This window comes from Mesorhizobium sp. WSM4829, assembly GCF_055811475.1.
In genome coordinates this window covers 83,976-101,397 of the sequence record NZ_JBVVQJ010000011.1, presented here as the reverse complement: position 1 = coordinate 101,397, position 17,422 = coordinate 83,976, and the positions used below count along the sequence as shown (strand labels likewise).

Sequence of the window (17,422 nt, the reverse complement as noted above, 5' to 3'; positions counted from 1 at the left end):
TGCGGGTCCGAACAAAGTCACAGACAAGCAATCCGACATAGATTTATAGCAGATGTGCGAGCGGTGTCGCGAAAGTCGCATGGATCGGCAAAGGCCAACTGACACCGACGACACATCGCAGCAGGAAAACGAATGAGCGCAAAGAGACGAATTTCAGCGGCCTTGGCGTACCCGCTGGTCAAGCGCCTGATCCTCGAGAACCTGCCGCCGCACATAAAGCTGTATCTCGCCGGTTTGCTGTGCACGATTGCCGGTGCGGCGGCGACGTCCGGATTTGCCTGGATCATGCGTGACATGATCAACAGCATCTATATCGACAGGAACGCCGCCGCCGTTTGGGGTATCAGCGCGGCAATCATCGGACTTTCCGCTGTCAAGGGCATCGCGGCATACGGTCAAACCATTACGACCGGAAACGTCCGCAGGGCCATCGTGTCGGACCTCCAACACCGGCAGTTTTCCCGGCTGATGCGCCTCGACATTGGCCATTTCGTCAATCAGCATCCGGCCAAATTCATTTCCAAGATAATGTTCAATGCACGCGCCGGTGCGTCCGTCATCATCACGCTGACGAGCAACACGGCCTCTGACGTTTTGACCCTGGTCGGACTGGCAAGTGTCATGGTCGTGCAGGACCCGACCATGTCGCTTATATCGGCGGCGGCTTTGCCGGTGATCTTCCTCTCGGTGAGCACGATCACGCGAAAGATCAAGTCGCTGGCAAGGGGCGAAACAGAGCTGGCGGCACAGGTTCAGTCGATCGGCACGGAAGCCATAGACGGCATTCGCACCATCAAATCGTTCCAGCTCGAGGACAAGGCGATCGCCAGTTTCGCTAAGGCTGTCCGCAAGATGGAAAGGCGCGGCGTCCAGATCAACCGGACGTCGGCGTTGATGAGTCCATTGATGGAGACGGGCGGCGGCTTCATCATCGGCCTTTTCCTCATTTATGCCAGTTGGCAGACCCTCGGAAACGGCAAGACACCAGGCGAATTCATGGCCTTCATAACCGCCTTTCTGCTTGCCTATGAGCCCGCCAAACGGCTGGCCCGGGTCAATGTCGATATCCAGAAGCTAATGGTTGCCGTCGAGCAGATGTATGATTTGATCGACACGCCCGAACAGCGACAACTCGCAACCGCAGGCGAGCGACTGACCGGCGTCGAGGGCGGTATCCGTTTTGAAGATGTAGCCTTCTCCTATGGAGGCAACAGCCCGGCGCTGCACGGTGTTTCCTTCGAGGTCCGACCTCGTGAGAAGCTGGCGGTCGTTGGCCGCTCCGGCGCTGGCAAGACCACCATCGTCAATCTGATCTTGCGCCTGATGGAGCCGGACAGGGGCAGGATCTTCATCGACGACAAGGACATTGCCAAGATCAGCCTGGCCGACGTTCGCGACAATATCGCACTGGTGTCACAGGATATCTTCCTGTTCGAAGGTTCTATCCGTGACAATATTCGCGACGGACGCCCGAACGCCACGGATCAAGAAATCGATTCCGCGGCGGAACTCGCCCGGGTCACAAGTTTTGCATCGAACCTTGAAAACGGGCTCGACACGCTTGTCGGGCCGGGCGGTGCCAACCTGTCGGGCGGGCAGAAACAACGCGTTGCCATCGCGCGCGCCCTGCTCAAAAACGCTCCGGTGATTGTCTACGATGAAGCAACATCCGCGCTCGACGGCGAAAACGAACGGGCGGTCATGGAGGCTGCCTTCGACGATGCATTTCACCGCACTGTGATCTGCATTGCGCACAGGCTTTCAACCATCAAGGCGGCCGATCGCATTCTCGTGTTCGACGCTGGCATCCTCGCGGACTCCGGGACTCATGAAGAGCTTGCCAGGCGCAGCGAAATCTATCGCTCGATCTTCCATCTGGAGACGTCCGCTCCGCTCGTCGAAAGCGGCAAAAAGCTGCGGCAGAGCGTATTGCGCTGAAGGCCGATGACCAGTTTTTACCACGGTTCCTACATCCGGTATGTGATTGGTGGATTGGGCCTGCGGTTGCGCAAATACACAAAGGCCGTGCGGACGCTGTTTACCGGCTCCAGGTCTCGTTCCGTTCTTGAGCAGCAGGCCAAGGTCGACGCGCTGATCGCGCGCAGGGACTGGACAGGGCTTGAAGCAAGTACCAATGAAATGGCCATCATGGCCGATCGTGCCCGCGACCCTGAGATGATGCAGAAGGCAGGCCAGGCGTTCGAACGGCTGGGCAACTTCGCGCGGGCGGCCGAGCTTCGGCTTTCCGCTCGCCGGCAACGAAAAGGGAAAGGTGCCAATGAGTGGACTGGAGAAGACCTCGGTTCGGATAGGCTGCTGATCGATCTTGTGGAGGATGACCCTCGCAGTCTTGGCCGGGTTATCCGCCATGCGCGACTGGCCGGCGCCGCCGCTGCATGTGCGCAAAGTGCGACGATTCGGGTCGAGCCGCGCCTGGTATCGCTTGTGCAGCGGACGTTCCCCAACGCGACCGTGGTCCCAGCGCAGCAGAATGTCGTTGGTGACAAATTTGCGACCTTCGAAAATCTCGCCTGGATTTTCGGCCGCGATGCCGAAAGACTAGCCGCCGACTTCGTGCCGCTGCGGGCAGATCCTGAGCTCGTCGAGATCTTCCGCAAACGCTATCGCTCGATGACGGATCAACCATTGGTCGGGCTCTCCTGGGGCAGCAAATCCCATAGCAAGGACGTGCCTGATTTCCCCGAATGGGCACGGTTCATCGCCCGGACACAGGCGACGTTCGTTTCCCTCCAATACGGACAGATCAAGCCGGCGCTGCGGCGCCTGCGCAACGGCAATGACGCACGGCTTATCTATGACGACAGTGTCGACCAGATGCTTGACATGGACCGTTTCGCCGCGCAGATCGCCGCGCTCGATGCCGTGGTGACGATCAGCAATACGGCGGCCCATCTGTCCGGAGCACTCGGCGTGCCGACCGTTTTCCTGATCGATGACAAGTTTCAAACAGCGTGGCCGGTAACTGGCAATCGAACGCCCTGGTATCCGAACGGCGTCGTCATGCGCAAGGAAGGTCGTCCGTGGCCGGTGGTACTCGACGACGTCGGCCGGCGGCTCTCGTCGATTCTGACGGCGCGTTCGACGCTGTCTAGCGATAGTTGAGGGTCGCTGTGCCGAGCAGACGGTCCATCCTTGAAAAGGCAAAAGCCGCCGACCTGCGCCCGCAAGGTGTTGACGGCAAGCGGCTGCAGAAGGTTCTCGATCGGGCAAAGAAGTTTTTTAAGCGCCCCTCGCGCCATGCTGACGAAAGCGTCAAACGGCATGCGAGCCTGATGGCGCAGAGTGTCGAACGGCGTGACTGGCAGGCGGCCCGGGAACATGCGCTGGCACTCGGCCTGCTCGGTGAGCAGCTTGGCGATCGCGGGCTTGTCAAAAAAGCCGGGCGTGGACTGAGACGCCTCCGCGGCGGCAATCGTGCCTGGCAGTTGATTGCGTCGAGCAAGCAAGTGCCCGGCCGGCCCGAATGGGATGGCAGTGATCTTGCGGGTCGCAGGCTTGCCGTCGAGCGGCGCGAAGGCGATCTCGCAATCTTCCTCCAGTTCGCGTCGCTGCTTGGCCCGGTGGTCGCGGCCGCCGACCGGTGCACCGTCCTGATCGAGCCGCGACTGGCGCCACTTTATCGCAGAACATATCCCGCGCTCGATGTCAGACCAGAGGCGGAAGCGGCGGCGGTCGACGCCGATGTCTTCGCCTGCTTCGAGACACTGGCGAGGCACTTTTGGCCGGATGAGCCGACAGCGCGTGCGCCCTTCGTTCCGTTGGAGCCGGACCGCCGGCTTGTCGCCGAGTTGCGCGGCGCCTATCTCGATCATGGCCCGGGGCCCCTGATCGGCTTTGCCTGGGGAAGTCTGAACAAAAGCAAGGACCTGCCGGTTCTGGATGACTGGCGGGCGCTGCTCGGCGGTCTGCCGGGCCATTTCGTCAGCATGCAATATGGCGATGTCGGGCCGGCGCTCTCCGAATTCGAGCGGTGGGCGCCGGGACGCATCATCCATGACGCGTCCGTGGACCAATTGTCGGATATGGACCGCTTCGCCGCGCAAATCGCCGCCCTCGACGCGGTGGTGACGATCAGCAATACCGGTGCCAATCTGGCGGGAGCGCTCGGCGTGCCGACCGTCGTCCTGCTCGACGATGGGTTTCGGCTGTCGTGGCCTGCCTTCGGCGAGACCGTCGCCACATATCCAAGCGTTCGACTGGTGCGAAAGGGCGGCCGGGCGTGGGCGTCCGCGATGCGGGAAGCAGGTGGACGGGTTGCGCAAATCATCGGTGGAGTTGGTGATGGAAGCTAGTCAACTGCTTCGCCGGGTTCGCCGCTTTGTCGCGCTCGCAGGCTACAATTACAAGGTCTGGTTCCGTCGTCACCGGCGGCAGCTTTTCCTGCGCTGGCGCGATGGCGACATTGCCGATCAGATGGCGGATTATAGGCGAAGCATCGACGCGCGCGACTGGTCGGCGGCGCTGCCGAAAGCCCTGGCGCTGGGATCGATCGCGAAGTCGAGGCGCGAGGTCCACCTGCTGGACGAACTCAGCAAGGCGCTGATGCGCATGGGCGCCTACGGCCCGGCGGCCGAACTCAAGATCGCCCGGCGCCACATCGTCGAGGGCCGCGCCGACGGCGAATGGCTGGGCCAGGATATCTCGGGCCAGGTCCTGCTCGTCGATCTGATGGAAACCGAAAAGCAGGGTCTGGCCACCGCGATCCACCATGCGAGTTCCGTCGGCCGCGCGCTCGCCCGGGCCGCTCGTCTGATCGTCCTGGTCGAGCACCGCTTGGTGCCGCTGTTTCAGCGGACATTTCCCGCCGCCGATGTGCGGGCCGTCGGTCAGGGGACCAAGGCAGCCTATGGCGAGGCCCAGCTCTTTGCCGGCGTCCAGCATCTGACCGCCATGTTCGAGACGGATGAGACCACGATCCGGGAGCATTTCGTCCCGCTGAAGCCGGATCCGGCGCGGGTCGCTGAACTTCGCGCCCGCTATCGGAAGGACGGCCGGCCGCTGGTTGGCGTCGCATGGGGCAGCTCCAATCCTGGCAAGGACCTGCCGCCACTCACGGCATGGCGCGGCCTGCTCGGTCGACAGGACCTGCAGTTCGTTTCGCTGCAATATGGCCGGATCGAGCCCGACCTGAAAATCCTGACCGATGGTGATCCCGCGCGCATCTTGCACGACGTCTTGGTGGATCAACTCGTCGACATGGATCTTTTCGCCGCGCAGGTCGCGGCGATGGACGCCGTCGTAACCATCAGCAACACCGGGGCGCATCTGGCCGGCGCACTCGGCATCCCTTCGGTCTTCATCCTTGGTGACGGCTTCAAACGTTCCTGGCCGGTCGAGGGCGACCGCACGCCTTACTATCCTTCCGCCGTGCTGGTCTCGAAGCGGGAACGACCCTGGGCTGCGGTGATGGAAGACGCACAAAACCACATGGGCTCACTCATCAGCACTGTTTGAATCCACCACCCCAAGGCATCGCGAGTGTCCCAGGCAGGTTACAACCAGCGGGCAGTCAAGCGCCTTCTTGACGGCGAGACCAGTGTAAACTAACCGGCGGGCGGCCGTTCTAAATTTCACGGGCAAGAGGCGATGCATATCTTTGGGTAGTAGTTTGGGAAACAAGGCGTCTTCTCCTGTCAGCGATGGCTTTGTGCAGCGGCTCCTCGCGGCGTACCGGCTTGTGCATCCAGGAAATCTGTTCAAGCGCGGGCGTATCTACGCTCGCGGCAGGGCAGCGACGAGGACGGTCTACTTCGTCCCACACAACCGCAACAATGTTCGGCTGCTGGCTGACGCGGCAGAAATTCTGGGTGACCGCGGCATCCGCTGCGTGTTCGCGCATCTCGATGGATTGAAACGCGGCGGCGTAGCGCGACCTGAACTCAACGCCCGAGGAATATCGCATATCGGCTTTGCTGACCTCGAGCGGATGATCAGGCCCGGTGACATGCTGGTGACTGGAAGTGACTTTGCGCCGCAATTTTTTAGGCGATTCATCGACTCTATCAACTTCGGCATGGTCCGTGTGGTCGGCCTCATCGGAGGTGCGCGAGAGCTGCGGCCGCATCGATTTGTGAGAGCTGACTACATCCTGTCGATGGGACCAGCGGCGCTGCAGCAAAGGCGACAGCCGACATATGTTGTCGGCTCCCCGGTCATTGAGCGTGCCGCCGCAAGCGCTGGTGCCAGGCACGACGAAGGGCTTTTTGTGCTGGTGAACTTCAAGGGGAATATCGAGGACCCCGCAGATCGCCAGGCGATTGAAGCCGTGGCAGCCGCATGTGCGAAACTCGGCCTTGCCCATGTCGTTAGCGTCCACCCCACGATGTTCGCAAAAGTCGATATGCCGAACAAATCGCCGCTGGATTTCGCACAGCTGCTCCCGGACGCTCTGGCGCTCGTAACGCGCCCAAGCACCACTGTTTACGAAGCAATCGCCTGCGGCATTCCGGTGGTGCTGTTTCCGCCGGTTTCGCCCATGGTCGAGTTCGACAGGCCCATGGGCGCCTTCAAACCAACATTGTCGGAGCATGACCTCGTCGAGGATATCCGCGCTGCGGTCAGGTCAAGACCGACCTATTTTGAGCAAAGCCGGGATTTCCTCAATGCCAATCTGTCGATTGATCCAAAGGTGCCGGCTTCGCAACGGATCGCCGAAGCCTTAATCGATATTTACAATCGCTGATCCTCTCGGAGTAGTGCTTGACGATCTGGGCGTGGCCGAACAGAAAAGCCCGAGGGACATTGCGCAAATCGACCAAACAAATCTCGCTGCAAACGGCTCCTAGCGCGACACTGCGGTGTCTGATATTTCAGGCGCAAGTCACGTGCGAAAGATTGCGCTTCTGCGCTATGAAGATATGCGGCGGGATACAAATGATGCTTGCCCGGCTCGATTACTGGAAATGGCTCGATGAAGCCTTTCAGCGGCATGGCAGATCTCATGCCGACGACAGGGCAGGTGTGAATTGATCCGATGCAAAGGCTTTGTCTGCGGCTGCGGGCATAGCGGCACCACGCTGATAGCGACGATTCTTGCTTCGCATGCCGATGTCTTTTTGCCATTCGAAGAAACCAACGTGTTTTTCAAATGGACCCCACTTGCGCTGTATCGCTACTCGAAGCTGAAACAGGCGGCCATTGGGGCGGGCAAGTCGGTGCTGCTTGAAAAGACACCGCGTCATATCAGGCGTGTCGACCGGATACGACGTCTGGTGCCGGGCGCGAAGTTCGTGATGCCGGTACGCGATGGGCGCGATACCGTTGCTTCGCTGACCAAGCGGCTTGGCGATGCGACCGAGAGCCTGGATCGCTGGATTTCGGACAACACAATGGTGCTTGCCGAGCGCGGCAGCACGGACGTCCTGATTTACCGCTACGAAGATCTTGTCAATGACCCGGAAGCGACCATCGAAAAGATCTGCACCTTCCTGGGATTGTCGTTCGACCAGAGTTTGCTCGACTATCATCGGAACCCGCAACGATGGTTCACACTTGATGCGCAACCCCAACATGCCGCGCTCCGCAACCAGCAGGTCAACAAGCCAATTTATGATGGCCGCGGCCGCTGGAAGACCGAACTGGGTCAAATGGAATTGAAGGAGCTTACCGAGGGACGCGGCAAACCGCTGATGCAGGCGTTCGGGTATGTTTGAGGGTTCCGTCGCGCGGATTGTTCACTCTGGAAGCGCGCGCGGATAGCCAAACTGATCGAAGTCGCGCTCATAGGCGCGGTAGATCGTATCGGCCAGTTCTGGCGTGAAATAGTCGGCAAGCCTGCGGCGCGAGGAGGTGTGCAGAGGTGGCATCGCCGCGCGTCGCATTTCCTCGCTTGCACCGACATGATCGAGTACCCGTTCGAAATCTCGTGCAAAAGTCTCGGTTTTGCCGATGAGGTCGAACACAACGCCTGGAAGGTCGACGATGTCGCTTTGCCTCTGCCAATGCTTGTCGATGCGCCATGTCGAAGTCGTGCAGGCAAAGGCGACGAAATCAGCAAACGACAGGCTCTTGTCAGCACCGACAGGCAGCGACGGATCCGCCCTTTCGCGATGGGCCAGATAGACCTCCACCCTGCCATAGCCAGGCACAAGGGGGCGGTCGCGATATTGGTCGGCCCAGCACGACAACAGCCTTGTATAGGGATTGCGAACGAAGGTGAACCGCAAGGCTTCGGGACTTGTGGCCATGCGATGGAACTGCACGATGCCATGGCGAGGCGCCTGCAAGCTCGACGCCTTTCGGTTGTGCACCTTCCAGTTCTGGTCGCTGCGCCACTCCGACACGGTGTCATTGCCGATCATGGCTGCAAGGTTGCTGCGAATGCGGCTGCTTGCCGCCTTCGGCGTGGCGAGATACAGGATCTTGAGTTGCGGGACGACGTCGATCAGGTCGTCCGGCAGATAAGCGGTTTGCATCGCTCTGCGGTAGAAAGCCAGAGCTTCCGGATGCGCCCAGGCTAGAAACGGCTCCTTGACCAGACCGCGGAGATTTCGCAGCCCCGGTCGCAACGAGCGCTCCAGGCGGCGGACCACGCCGACTTTGCGTTTGCCCGAGACGGTCTTGTCGGCGGGCGAGACATGGCTGGTGGTCATCGGCAAAAACCCTCGCCTTGAAAGCAGTCTACCGTCGTGGCATAGCCGCAACCACGCGGAACTATACGCCAGCGCCCCTATCCAGGACCGGCTTGCCACGCTTAATAGACTGCGAGCAAAGTCCCGCCAAGTTCGAAAGCTTGATCGGGTGCAAAAGGGCGTAGCGAGGTCGCATGGATTTGTCACGGCATGATCAACGGGATCAAGCTGACCCGAAGAAGCCTATCCTGTTCGTGCGCCAGCGTTACGCGCCCTTTGGCGGAGGCGAGATCATGCTGGAAAACATCATGGCGGCGTTCGCCGCGCGTCAACGGCCGGTGGCCGTGCTGTCAGGCGACTGGCCGCGACACGAAGGCATCGAGTTCATCCACTGCGCCGGCCGCCGCTTTCCCCGCTCCCTGCGGGCGACGTCCTTTGCTCGAGCCGCCTGCCGCAAGATCGCCGAAATGCCGCCGGCCCTGGTGCAGAGCAACGATCGCCTTCCGTGCTGCGACGTCTTCCGGGCCGGGGAAGGCGTTCATGCCGCCTATCTTGCCGAGCGACGGCGTTTCGAGACGCGGCTTGGCACGGCAGCGATGGCGCTGAGCCCGTTTCACCGCCAGACGCTGCGCCTCGAGCGCGCGACCTATGGCAGCCCACGGCTTCAAGCGGTGATTGCCATTTCGAAAATGGTGGCGGAGGACATTGTCCGTCACTACGACTATCCGGCCGAACGCGTGCACCATATTCCCAACGGGGTCGACCTGGATCGCTTCAATCCTAAGTTGCGCCAACAGCATCGGGCCGTGGTCCGCTCACGGCTTGGCGTCAACGATGACAGACCGGTCGTTCTCTTCGTTGGCTCGGGTTTTGCGCGAAAAGGACTTCTTGCCTTGATGAAGTCTGTCGCAATGCTCGATGGTGAGCCGGAGTTATGGGTCATTGGCCACGATTCGCGCGCCGATACCTTCCAGCGGGCCGGTGACAGGCTTGGTCTTGGTGCAAGGCTCCGCATGCTGGGGCCGCAAAAAGATACGCTGCCATGGTACGGCGTCGCCGACATTGCCGTGCTGCCTTCCATCTATGATCCATTCGGCACAGTGGTGATCGAAGCCATGGCCAGCGGCTTGCCCGCCGTCGTCAGCACCGGGTGTGGGGCGCGCGAGCTTGTCGATCGCTTCGAGCCGACGCTTGTTTGCGACGCAGCCAGCGCAAACGACCTCGCCGCCGGGCTTGCCCGCGCCTTGCTGCTGTCGTCACGGCCCGAGACTGCGGCTAGGGTCAGGGCGGCAGCCGAACACTACGATTTCAACGTCATGATCAGGAGAATGATAGCGCTGTACGAAAATCTCGACCTGAAATAATTTTCGACATATTTTTTGAATCCGTTAGGATCACCGGAGTGCCAACCGGCCGGGGGACAGTTTCATTTGAACAACAGTCGCAGTTTTGATGCCGGAACCGTCTGACCGTGCCGGCGCTCTCAGTCGTCATAATCAGCCGCAATGAGGAAGCGTGCATTGCACGTTGCCTTCGCTCGGTACTTTTTGCCGACGAAATCGTCGTCCTCGACAATAACAGTACTGATCAGACCAGGGACATCGCCAGCGGGCTCGGGGCCAAGGTGCTGATCACCCTGGATTGGCCGGGTTTCGGCGCGCAAAAAAACCGCGCCCTCGCCGCGGCGACAGGCGATTGGGTCCTTTCGCTTGATGCCGACGAATGGGTCGAGCCGCCGCTGGCCGCGGAAATCAGGGCCGCAATCGCCAACCCGAAAGGCTGTGACGGCTTCGAAATACCAAGACGATCGCGTTTTTGTGGGCGCATTGTCCGCCATGGCGGCTGGTCGCCCGATCTGGTGCTTAGGCTTTTCCGTCGCCAGTCCGGCCGCTTCAGCAACGACACCGTGCATGAGAAGGTGGTGGTGAATGGCAAGGTCTCGCGATTGTCCCATCCCATGGAGCATGACTCCATCGCCGACCTGGCGGACGCGCATGACAAGATCGGCAGATACGCGCAAGCGTCCGCCGCGCGGATGCTTGCCGAGGGGAAAAAAAGCTCGATCAGCAAGGCGGTTTTGCGCTCGGTCTGGGCTTATATGAACAGCTATGTCTTCAGGCTGGGGTTTCTGGACGGTTCGACCGGTGCGATGGTCGCCGCTTATTCGGCCGGTTACACCTATCAGAAATGGGCGCTTGTCGCGTTGGGTGGCAAGTCGAGGTGCGCCGAGGAAAGCCGGGCCGGGGTGAACGGCAAATCCGCGGGTTTCAGAAATCGCCCTGGCTAATTTCCGCGCCATTGTTGCCGAGTTGTTGCCAGACAGTTAGTGTGTGCCCGTTTTGAAATTGGAGCCAAGGTACTGAATATGACTGATGCGTTTAGGGTATTCGTTGGATGGGACAGCCGTGAGCCGATCGCCTACGACGTGGCGCGGCACTCTTTGCTCAAAAACGCTTCGGTGCCTGTCTCCGTCATTCCAATCAAGCAGGACGAGCTGCGTGCCCGTGAACTGTATTGGAGGGAGAAAGATCCGCTCGCGTCAACAGAGTTCACTTATACGCGGTTTCTCACGCCTTTTCTCGCCGACTATACGGGCTGGGCCTTGTTCTGCGATTGCGACTTCCTGTGGCTCGGTGACGTCGCAGGTCTGCTGGAATACACGAAGTCGAACAAGGCGGTCTATTGTGTCCAGCACGACTACACGCCGAAGGCCACCACCAAGATGGATGGCGTTGTCCAGACATCCTACCCTCGAAAAAACTGGTCCTCGCTGATGCTGTTCAATTGCGCGCATCCTGCGGTTAAATCGCTTACGCCGGAGGTCGTGAACCGCGAAAGCGGCGCCTACCTCCACCGAATGCAGTGGGTCGCCGATGAGGATCTGGGCTCGCTGCCGGTCGAGTGGAACTGGCTTGAAGGTTGGAACGAAAAGCCGGCGCATGGCACACCCAAGGCGGTCCACTATACAAGTGGCGGTCCGTGGTTTGCCGAGTGGCAGAATGTCGACTATGCGGATCTGTGGATAGCCGAACGCGACGAATTCCTGAGCAGTGCCGATCAAGCAGAGGCTGCTCTTTCGCGCTCGGCGAGCCGGTAGCCAATCCAACCGATCGGCTCGACGCGGTTGGTGCAGGTATGTGAACTGACCGCGCGTGCTTGCCAGGCTGGCTAACACGCCGCGCTGACGGTCGGTCTTCGCTATTTCGAGGCCGCGCTGTTCTGCGGCATGGCCTCGCCGAACACCGGGTTGGGCGCGCTCTTCGCGGGCGCCGGGACGGCCCGTGGCGTTTCGACCAGGTTCGGGCGCCTGCTTCGCCCCGGCACAAGCGCTCTCTACACCTGCCCGTCCAGCCATTCCCGCAGATCGCGGTCCTGCTTGTTTTCGGCAACGGGCAGCGAGGGCCGCCTCCAGACATACCAGATGGCGGCAAGCACCCCGGCAGCCCACGTGCCGGCGAAAACATTCGCAATGAGGTCGATTGGAACCTCCCAAGCCGGCTAGAATATTAGCACGGCATCATTTAGGAAGGCGACATCAATTAGGAGTAGAGCGGGTGGAGTAGTAGGAGCGTCACCGTCATCCACCGTCTCAACCAGCTATCCCTTGCGAGGTCGCGGCCAAGACGGCGATGAGCAACAGCCATGCGGTCACCTTGAAGACGGCGCGTAGCATTCTTCGTCAATGGCAACGATCGGACGCAACGCTGCTCAACATGTCAAGGCGCCGAGCAATCCAGTGCGGTTGAAGCGGCCGCTCGCAGCGTCAGACATACCCCCTCTTCAGAGTACTTGGCGAGTGGTCTCTTCGCAGGTGCGAGGCAAGCGGGGGGCGAAGCTACGCGAATGGAGTATACCTCGCGCCTGTGTCGCGGCTGAACCCGGAGACAATTTGGCAATCGACCTGTTCCGGTCCTGGAACTGCAGCGAAGGTTACTCATCGAGTCGCCGAACCTGTGAACGAACGCTCTTGTCCGTTCAAACCTCGTCACCGCAATGAGGAAATCTCGAACCGGGCCCAGCGCGACCTGCCGGTTTTGTGACGCATCTGGCCTGCGGCGGTTGCACTTGAGTGACCCGGTGTTGCTCGATCTGGCGGAATCCCGAGGTGCAATCTGCGAGTGAAATCAGAACGTTGCATGGATGGGGTAGCGGCACGTTCCGCCCGATGTTGAACGACCGCCGGTTCGCCCCCGACAACGTCAGCGCGACCGCAAGTCAGCAGCAATGCCTGGCATTGCTGTCGGTAGGCGAGCCAGTCACGCCGAAAGCCGTAAGCGATCCGGAAGGGTGGCGTGTTCGAAAGTTGCACGGTGCCACCAATCGCATCGGACCGCCGGAGGCCATGCCATTCGAATGGATGGTGCAGAAAGTCGGTCGAATTCTATGATGAATTCGGGTCGTACTGCGCTCGACCAGGCGTGATCCTTGCTTTTTTGTGAGAGTGCAGTGCAACATCACCCAATGGTTGTAGCCCGTGCAGGGTACTCAACACGTCAAAGCTGGAGTACGTTTTTGCCCAGGGAGGTATCTAGGGGAGGATTGGCGGGGTTTCGAATGACGTATGCTACAAGCCTTTCATTGAGTGAGAATGAAAACCGTCCGACGTCAGTCGCAGTCAAAAGCGACGATAAGGCGTATATCAAGGCGCTGGGCTTCGTGCCGAAGCGATATGCGGCGGAAACCGCTATCGTCAATCAGGGTGAGGACGGCGATCGCGTCTTCATAGTCGAGTCTGGCTGGGGTTGCATTTCTCATGACCTTGCCGGTGGACAGCGACAGATTTTGGACTTTGCCCTGAAGGGCGACATTGTCCTGCCACAGACCTACACGGGCGCTGCTCTTCAGACATTTGTGGCTCAAACCGACCTTGCGGTGCTGGAAGCCTCGGCCAAGACGCTTGCTCTTGGAGCAGCGAAGTCGCCACACATAGCCTCGCTTTTTCTTGAAACGCTCGCGCGCCAGCGAGCGCTTGTTGCCCAACACCTCACCAATATAGGCCGACGCAGCGCCCTGGCGCGTACAGCGCACTTGCTGCTCGAACTGAGAGCGCGCTTGGAGCGCGTCGGCGCTGCCAGCCGCACTGGCTTTGCATGCCCTCTCACCCAGTACGACCTCGCGGACGCGCTCGGCCTGACGCCGGTCCATGTCAATCGAATGCTGCGGGAATTACGGGAACGCGGTTTTTTGGAGTTCCGCCAAGGTCATGTCCGCGTGCTGGATCGGCTGGGCGTAACGAAGTTTGCCGAGTTCGACGACAGGTATATCGATGGTTGACACTTGTTTTGGCGCACGATGCAAACGCGGCGGGACGCGCCTTGAAGCCGCACTGCCATCGGCGACGACGGCTGTCTTTACCGACGGGCTACCCGCGCCTGGTAAACAACGCGCGGTCCAGATCGCGGTCGGTGTGTTCTCTGGCTAACCCCCCCTAGACCAAATTACTACGGCCAAGTGAAGGGGTAAAAATTTTTTACGTTTTGTTAACCTAAATTAGTGAAGGCACAGCTTTTAGGCTATAAACATTAGTGACGGGGTAGTGCTGTCCAAGGTGGGGCTTTGGGAAATCCCGCAGTTATAGTGAAGGCGACGCGAACAGAACATTGTTCGCGAGAAATAGTATTTGCCTGAAGTATATCTCGTACTGGATCTCGAAACGTTGGGTAGAGTTTGGGGAGTAAGTTCATGGTTCCGACAATTCAACTGGATAACAAATCACCCGGTGCACTGGAATTCGTATCGCGCAAGGCCGGGAATGGAATACATCTTCATAGACATGGCTTGACCGAATCCTGCCTGGCTCTGCTGGACGAGCGAGTGCTTGACCGACAATGTCTTGCGCAATGCCTGACCGCCTATGGCATCGGGAAGGAAATCCTGTCGTTCGGTTCGATCGAAGAGTGGCGGCATCAAGAGAATGCACTGTCGATATCGGCCATTCTGCTGAACGTGGGCAGCCGAAAGGTGACAGATGCAAGGACCGGCAGCGAAATTGCCGATCTTGTGAATGAGGCCCACCCGGTTCCGGTGGTGATTTTGGCCGATACCGACGATCTGGAGCAGATTCTGAAGGCGTTGAATTATGGCGCAAAAGCCTACATCCCTTCATCGATCCGGTTCGAGATCTGTGTTGAAGCCGTAAATCTTGTCCTTGCCGGTGGCACATTTGTCCCTGCAAGCAGCGTGCTTGCCCAGCACAAGGCAATCGACACGTCAGTCGAAATGACAAGGCCCATGGCGAGTGTGTTCACGGAGCGGCAAGAAGAGGTCGTCCAGGCTCTCAGGCGTGGGAAGGCGAACAAGATAATCGCTCATGAGCTCAACCTCCGCGAGAGCACGGTCAAGGTCCATATCCGCAACATCATGAAGAAGCTGAAGGCGACGAACAGGACGGAGGTCGTCTACAAGCTCAATGAGATGTTTCCTGGCGCCCACCTGTTGGGCCGATCGAGCTAAACGGTTGTCATCAAAACAGTGGCGCGGTTGCATGCTCGAACCGGGACCCATCGGTGGCGATGCTGCTCGACCGTTGCAGTTCGCCGCTCTTTTTGTTGCAGATATGGATTGAAGCCATGCTAGACCGGCCGTCGGCGGCAATTGCTCACAAGCCATGGCTCGGGGCGGACGCACCGCAGGACTTTATCAGCCTCGCTGACGTCGTCTCGTTTGCTCGGCAGTATCTTTTCTCGATTCTGGCGTTCGTCGTCGCCGGAATCGTTTTCGCCACGTTCTACTTTGCAACCTCGGATCCGATTTATTCGGCGCGCACCCAGATCCTGATCGAACCGAAGATACCCAAAAACCTTCAGCAGCAACCCGCCGAAGTGAACCTGTCGCTCGATACCGCTCAGGTCGAGAGCCAACTTGCAGTTCTGCGCTCCCAGAAGATCGCGATGATGGTGATCGATGACCTTGGACTCATGGACAATCCAACTTTCGGAGATCTGGACGGTCCGACCATAGGCGAGAGGTTTCGCAGAGCCTGGACGAGCATCGTCGATGCCGGCGGGCTCCATGCCGGCAATGCTGCGCTGACGGATTTCTTCCATCGCATGCTTCCCTGGCCGGATCGAATGGAGGCGAACAGCCCGCAGCTGGAATCCGAGCGTCGGCGTCAGGCGGTGGAGATGTTCAGCGATGGCCTGGATATCCAGCGTGTCGGTGTCTCCTATGCAATGGACATCACATTCCAGTCTCAGGATCCGGCATTGGCGGCACGCATCGCGAACGCCACGGCGGAAGCGTTCGTGCGCGAGCAAGTGCAAACGACAACGGCAACGGCTAGCGAAGGCATCGCATGGTTGGAAAGGCGGATGCGGGAGGTCGGTGATCAGATGAACCGGGCGACCCGGGTCGCCCAGCAGTTTCGCGCAAAACACGACTACAGCATCGGTCAGGACGAGACGTCCGTCGCCGGACAGGACCTCGCACACAGCGAAGGACAGCCAACACACCAGATTACGCTGGAGCAGTTGGAGGTTACCGCCGACACCTATCGAAAGATGTATGAGAGCCTGCTCGCGGCGTATACAAACTCGGTCGACCAACAGCCTTATCTGATCGCCAATGCTCGCGTCATCACGTCCGCGACGAGCCCCAAGACGGCAAGTCGGCCGCGCAAGACGCTGATCCTCGCCTTTGGCGCACTTGCCGGGATGGTAGCTGGCATCGGGTTCGCCGTGGCGCGACGCGGGCTCGATCGGAACGTGAGGACCCCGCGTCAGATCCGTCGCGAACTGGGCCTCGCCTGTATTGGAGAATTGCCGCCGGTCAGCTTCAGGCGGGGTGGTTTTGGCCGGCTTGACGAGGTGCTCAGGAACCCGGACTCTTCATTCAGCGGCAGCCTCAGGAGCGTCAAGGCGATCATGGGCCTGGCCGGGGCCAACCCTTCAAGGCGTCGCATCGGAATTACATCCGTGTCCCCCGGCGACGGAAAGAGCACCATTGTAAGCAATCTGGCGGCGCTGTGTGGGAGAGCGGGCACAGCGACCCTCGTGATCAACGCCGACGATAAGTCGGCACTGGCTAACGAACGTCTCTTTTCCGCCGATTTCAATATGATCGATCGGGATTCCGGCAGCCCCAAAGACATCGGCAAGCAAATCCGATACATTGAAAAGACATCGTTTTATTACTTGAAGAACGATGCGTCGAATTCGGCGAATTTGCTTGTTCCCGATAATATGGAGAAATTGCTGAACGAAGTTGGTAGTTACAGTATCGTCATTGTTGAACTCCCACCGTTTAGTTCAGGAGCCGAAGGCCTTGCTCTCTGCCCGCTTCTTGATGGCGTGATTGTGGTGGCGCAGTGGGGCGTGACGTCGCTTGATCAACTGGAAGACCTGACGCAGACACTCAAAAGCACCAATTCTTCCGTCCTTGGCGTGTTGATGACACGTGTTCGTACTGTTTCGGCTCGGCGTTACCGGAAGCGCGCAGGTCAGGCGCCGCGCTGACATCCTGTCCTCCTCGCGGTGGCGTCGAGCTAATGCATGTCGCGCAAAAGCATGCCCTCCGGCTCGAACCGAGGGTGCGCAGCGGTTTTGCGATGACGCATGCATTCAGAACTTGAAGCGCGTCGCAGGAATCCGTTCAAAATGCGACGCGCTTTAGAGCCCAGCGGCAAGTCTCGACACCACCGCCCCGTCAATCCGGCACCTGTCAAAGTGAATCCGCGCCCCTTCAGGGCGTCGCGAGCCGAACAATTGATTCCGAAATCGTGCCAGGCATTGGACGGAGCAGCCATTCGTCCGTACCCGGCCTAGCAACTAAGGGGTAGGCCGCGCTGCCAAACACCCCCGATCTACCACCTTTTCCCTGCTTGCCGGAGATCA

13 protein-coding genes are annotated in these 17,422 nt (G+C 59.7%); 12 read left to right on the top strand and 1 reads right to left on the bottom strand.

Annotated features, from left to right (window positions below; translation table 11 throughout):
• The first annotated feature begins 132 nt into the window (after positions 1–132).
• From AC0L17_RS13405 to AC0L17_RS13380, 6 genes are all read left to right on the top strand, one after another.
• A complete protein-coding gene (locus AC0L17_RS13405; RefSeq protein ID WP_023799621.1) occupies positions 133–1,938 on the top strand; it encodes an ABC transporter ATP-binding protein in 1,806 nt (601 codons plus the stop codon).
• A gap of 201 nt (positions 1,939–2,139) precedes the next feature.
• Entirely contained in the window at positions 2,140–3,123 is a 984-nt protein-coding gene (locus AC0L17_RS13400) for a glycosyltransferase family 9 protein (protein ID WP_473516166.1), read from the top strand.
• 8 nt (positions 3,124–3,131) lie between these two features.
• Positions 3,132–4,313 carry a glycosyltransferase family 9 protein gene (locus AC0L17_RS13395; protein WP_473516165.1) on the top strand — a complete coding sequence of 394 codons (1,182 nt, stop codon included), beginning with the start codon at positions 3,132–3,134 and terminating at the stop codon, positions 4,311–4,313.
• Positions 4,303–5,475: a glycosyltransferase family 9 protein gene (locus AC0L17_RS13390; protein WP_473516164.1), complete on the top strand. Its 1,173-nt coding sequence runs from the start codon at positions 4,303–4,305 to the stop codon at positions 5,473–5,475. The genes AC0L17_RS13395 and AC0L17_RS13390 overlap by 11 nt, the downstream gene beginning before the upstream one ends.
• A 154-nt stretch (positions 5,476–5,629) precedes the next feature.
• Entirely contained in the window at positions 5,630–6,703 is a 1,074-nt protein-coding gene (locus AC0L17_RS13385; protein ID WP_156942598.1) for a hypothetical protein, read from the top strand.
• Positions 6,704–6,986: 283 nt separating this feature from the next.
• Positions 6,987–7,673 carry a sulfotransferase family protein gene (locus AC0L17_RS13380; protein WP_287179669.1) on the top strand — a complete coding sequence of 229 codons (687 nt, stop codon included), beginning with the start codon at positions 6,987–6,989 and terminating at the stop codon, positions 7,671–7,673.
• 21 nt (positions 7,674–7,694) lie between these two features.
• Here the strand turns inward: AC0L17_RS13380 and AC0L17_RS13375 are convergent, their stop codons facing one another.
• Positions 7,695–8,612: a sulfotransferase family protein gene (locus tag AC0L17_RS13375; RefSeq protein WP_287258369.1), complete on the bottom strand. Its 918-nt coding sequence runs from the start codon at positions 8,610–8,612 to the stop codon at positions 7,695–7,697.
• Between the two features lie 173 nt (positions 8,613–8,785).
• Between AC0L17_RS13375 and AC0L17_RS13370 the strand changes: the two genes are divergently transcribed.
• From AC0L17_RS13370 to AC0L17_RS13345, 6 genes are all read left to right on the top strand, one after another.
• A complete protein-coding gene (locus tag AC0L17_RS13370) occupies positions 8,786–9,955 on the top strand; it encodes a glycosyltransferase family 4 protein (protein WP_473516163.1) in 1,170 nt (389 codons plus the stop codon).
• A gap of 107 nt (positions 9,956–10,062) precedes the next feature.
• Positions 10,063–10,878: a glycosyltransferase family 2 protein gene (locus tag AC0L17_RS13365; protein ID WP_287327493.1), complete on the top strand. Its 816-nt coding sequence runs from the start codon at positions 10,063–10,065 to the stop codon at positions 10,876–10,878.
• A 78-nt stretch (positions 10,879–10,956) separates the two neighbouring features.
• Complete coding sequence (locus AC0L17_RS13360; protein WP_091589996.1) at positions 10,957–11,688, top strand: glycosyltransferase; 732 nt, start codon at positions 10,957–10,959, stop codon at positions 11,686–11,688.
• A 1,457-nt stretch (positions 11,689–13,145) separates the two neighbouring features.
• Positions 13,146–13,865 (top strand): Crp/Fnr family transcriptional regulator, encoded by a 720-nt coding sequence (locus AC0L17_RS13355; RefSeq protein WP_473516162.1) that lies wholly within the window; start codon positions 13,146–13,148, stop codon positions 13,863–13,865.
• Between the two features lie 408 nt (positions 13,866–14,273).
• Positions 14,274–15,044 (top strand): response regulator transcription factor, encoded by a 771-nt coding sequence (locus AC0L17_RS13350; protein WP_473509512.1) that lies wholly within the window; start codon positions 14,274–14,276, stop codon positions 15,042–15,044.
• A gap of 59 nt (positions 15,045–15,103) precedes the next feature.
• Positions 15,104–17,044, top strand: coding sequence for a GNVR domain-containing protein (locus tag AC0L17_RS13345; protein ID WP_473516220.1), 1,941 nt, complete (start codon positions 15,104–15,106; stop codon positions 17,042–17,044).
• The last annotated feature ends 378 nt before the right edge of the window (positions 17,045–17,422 follow it).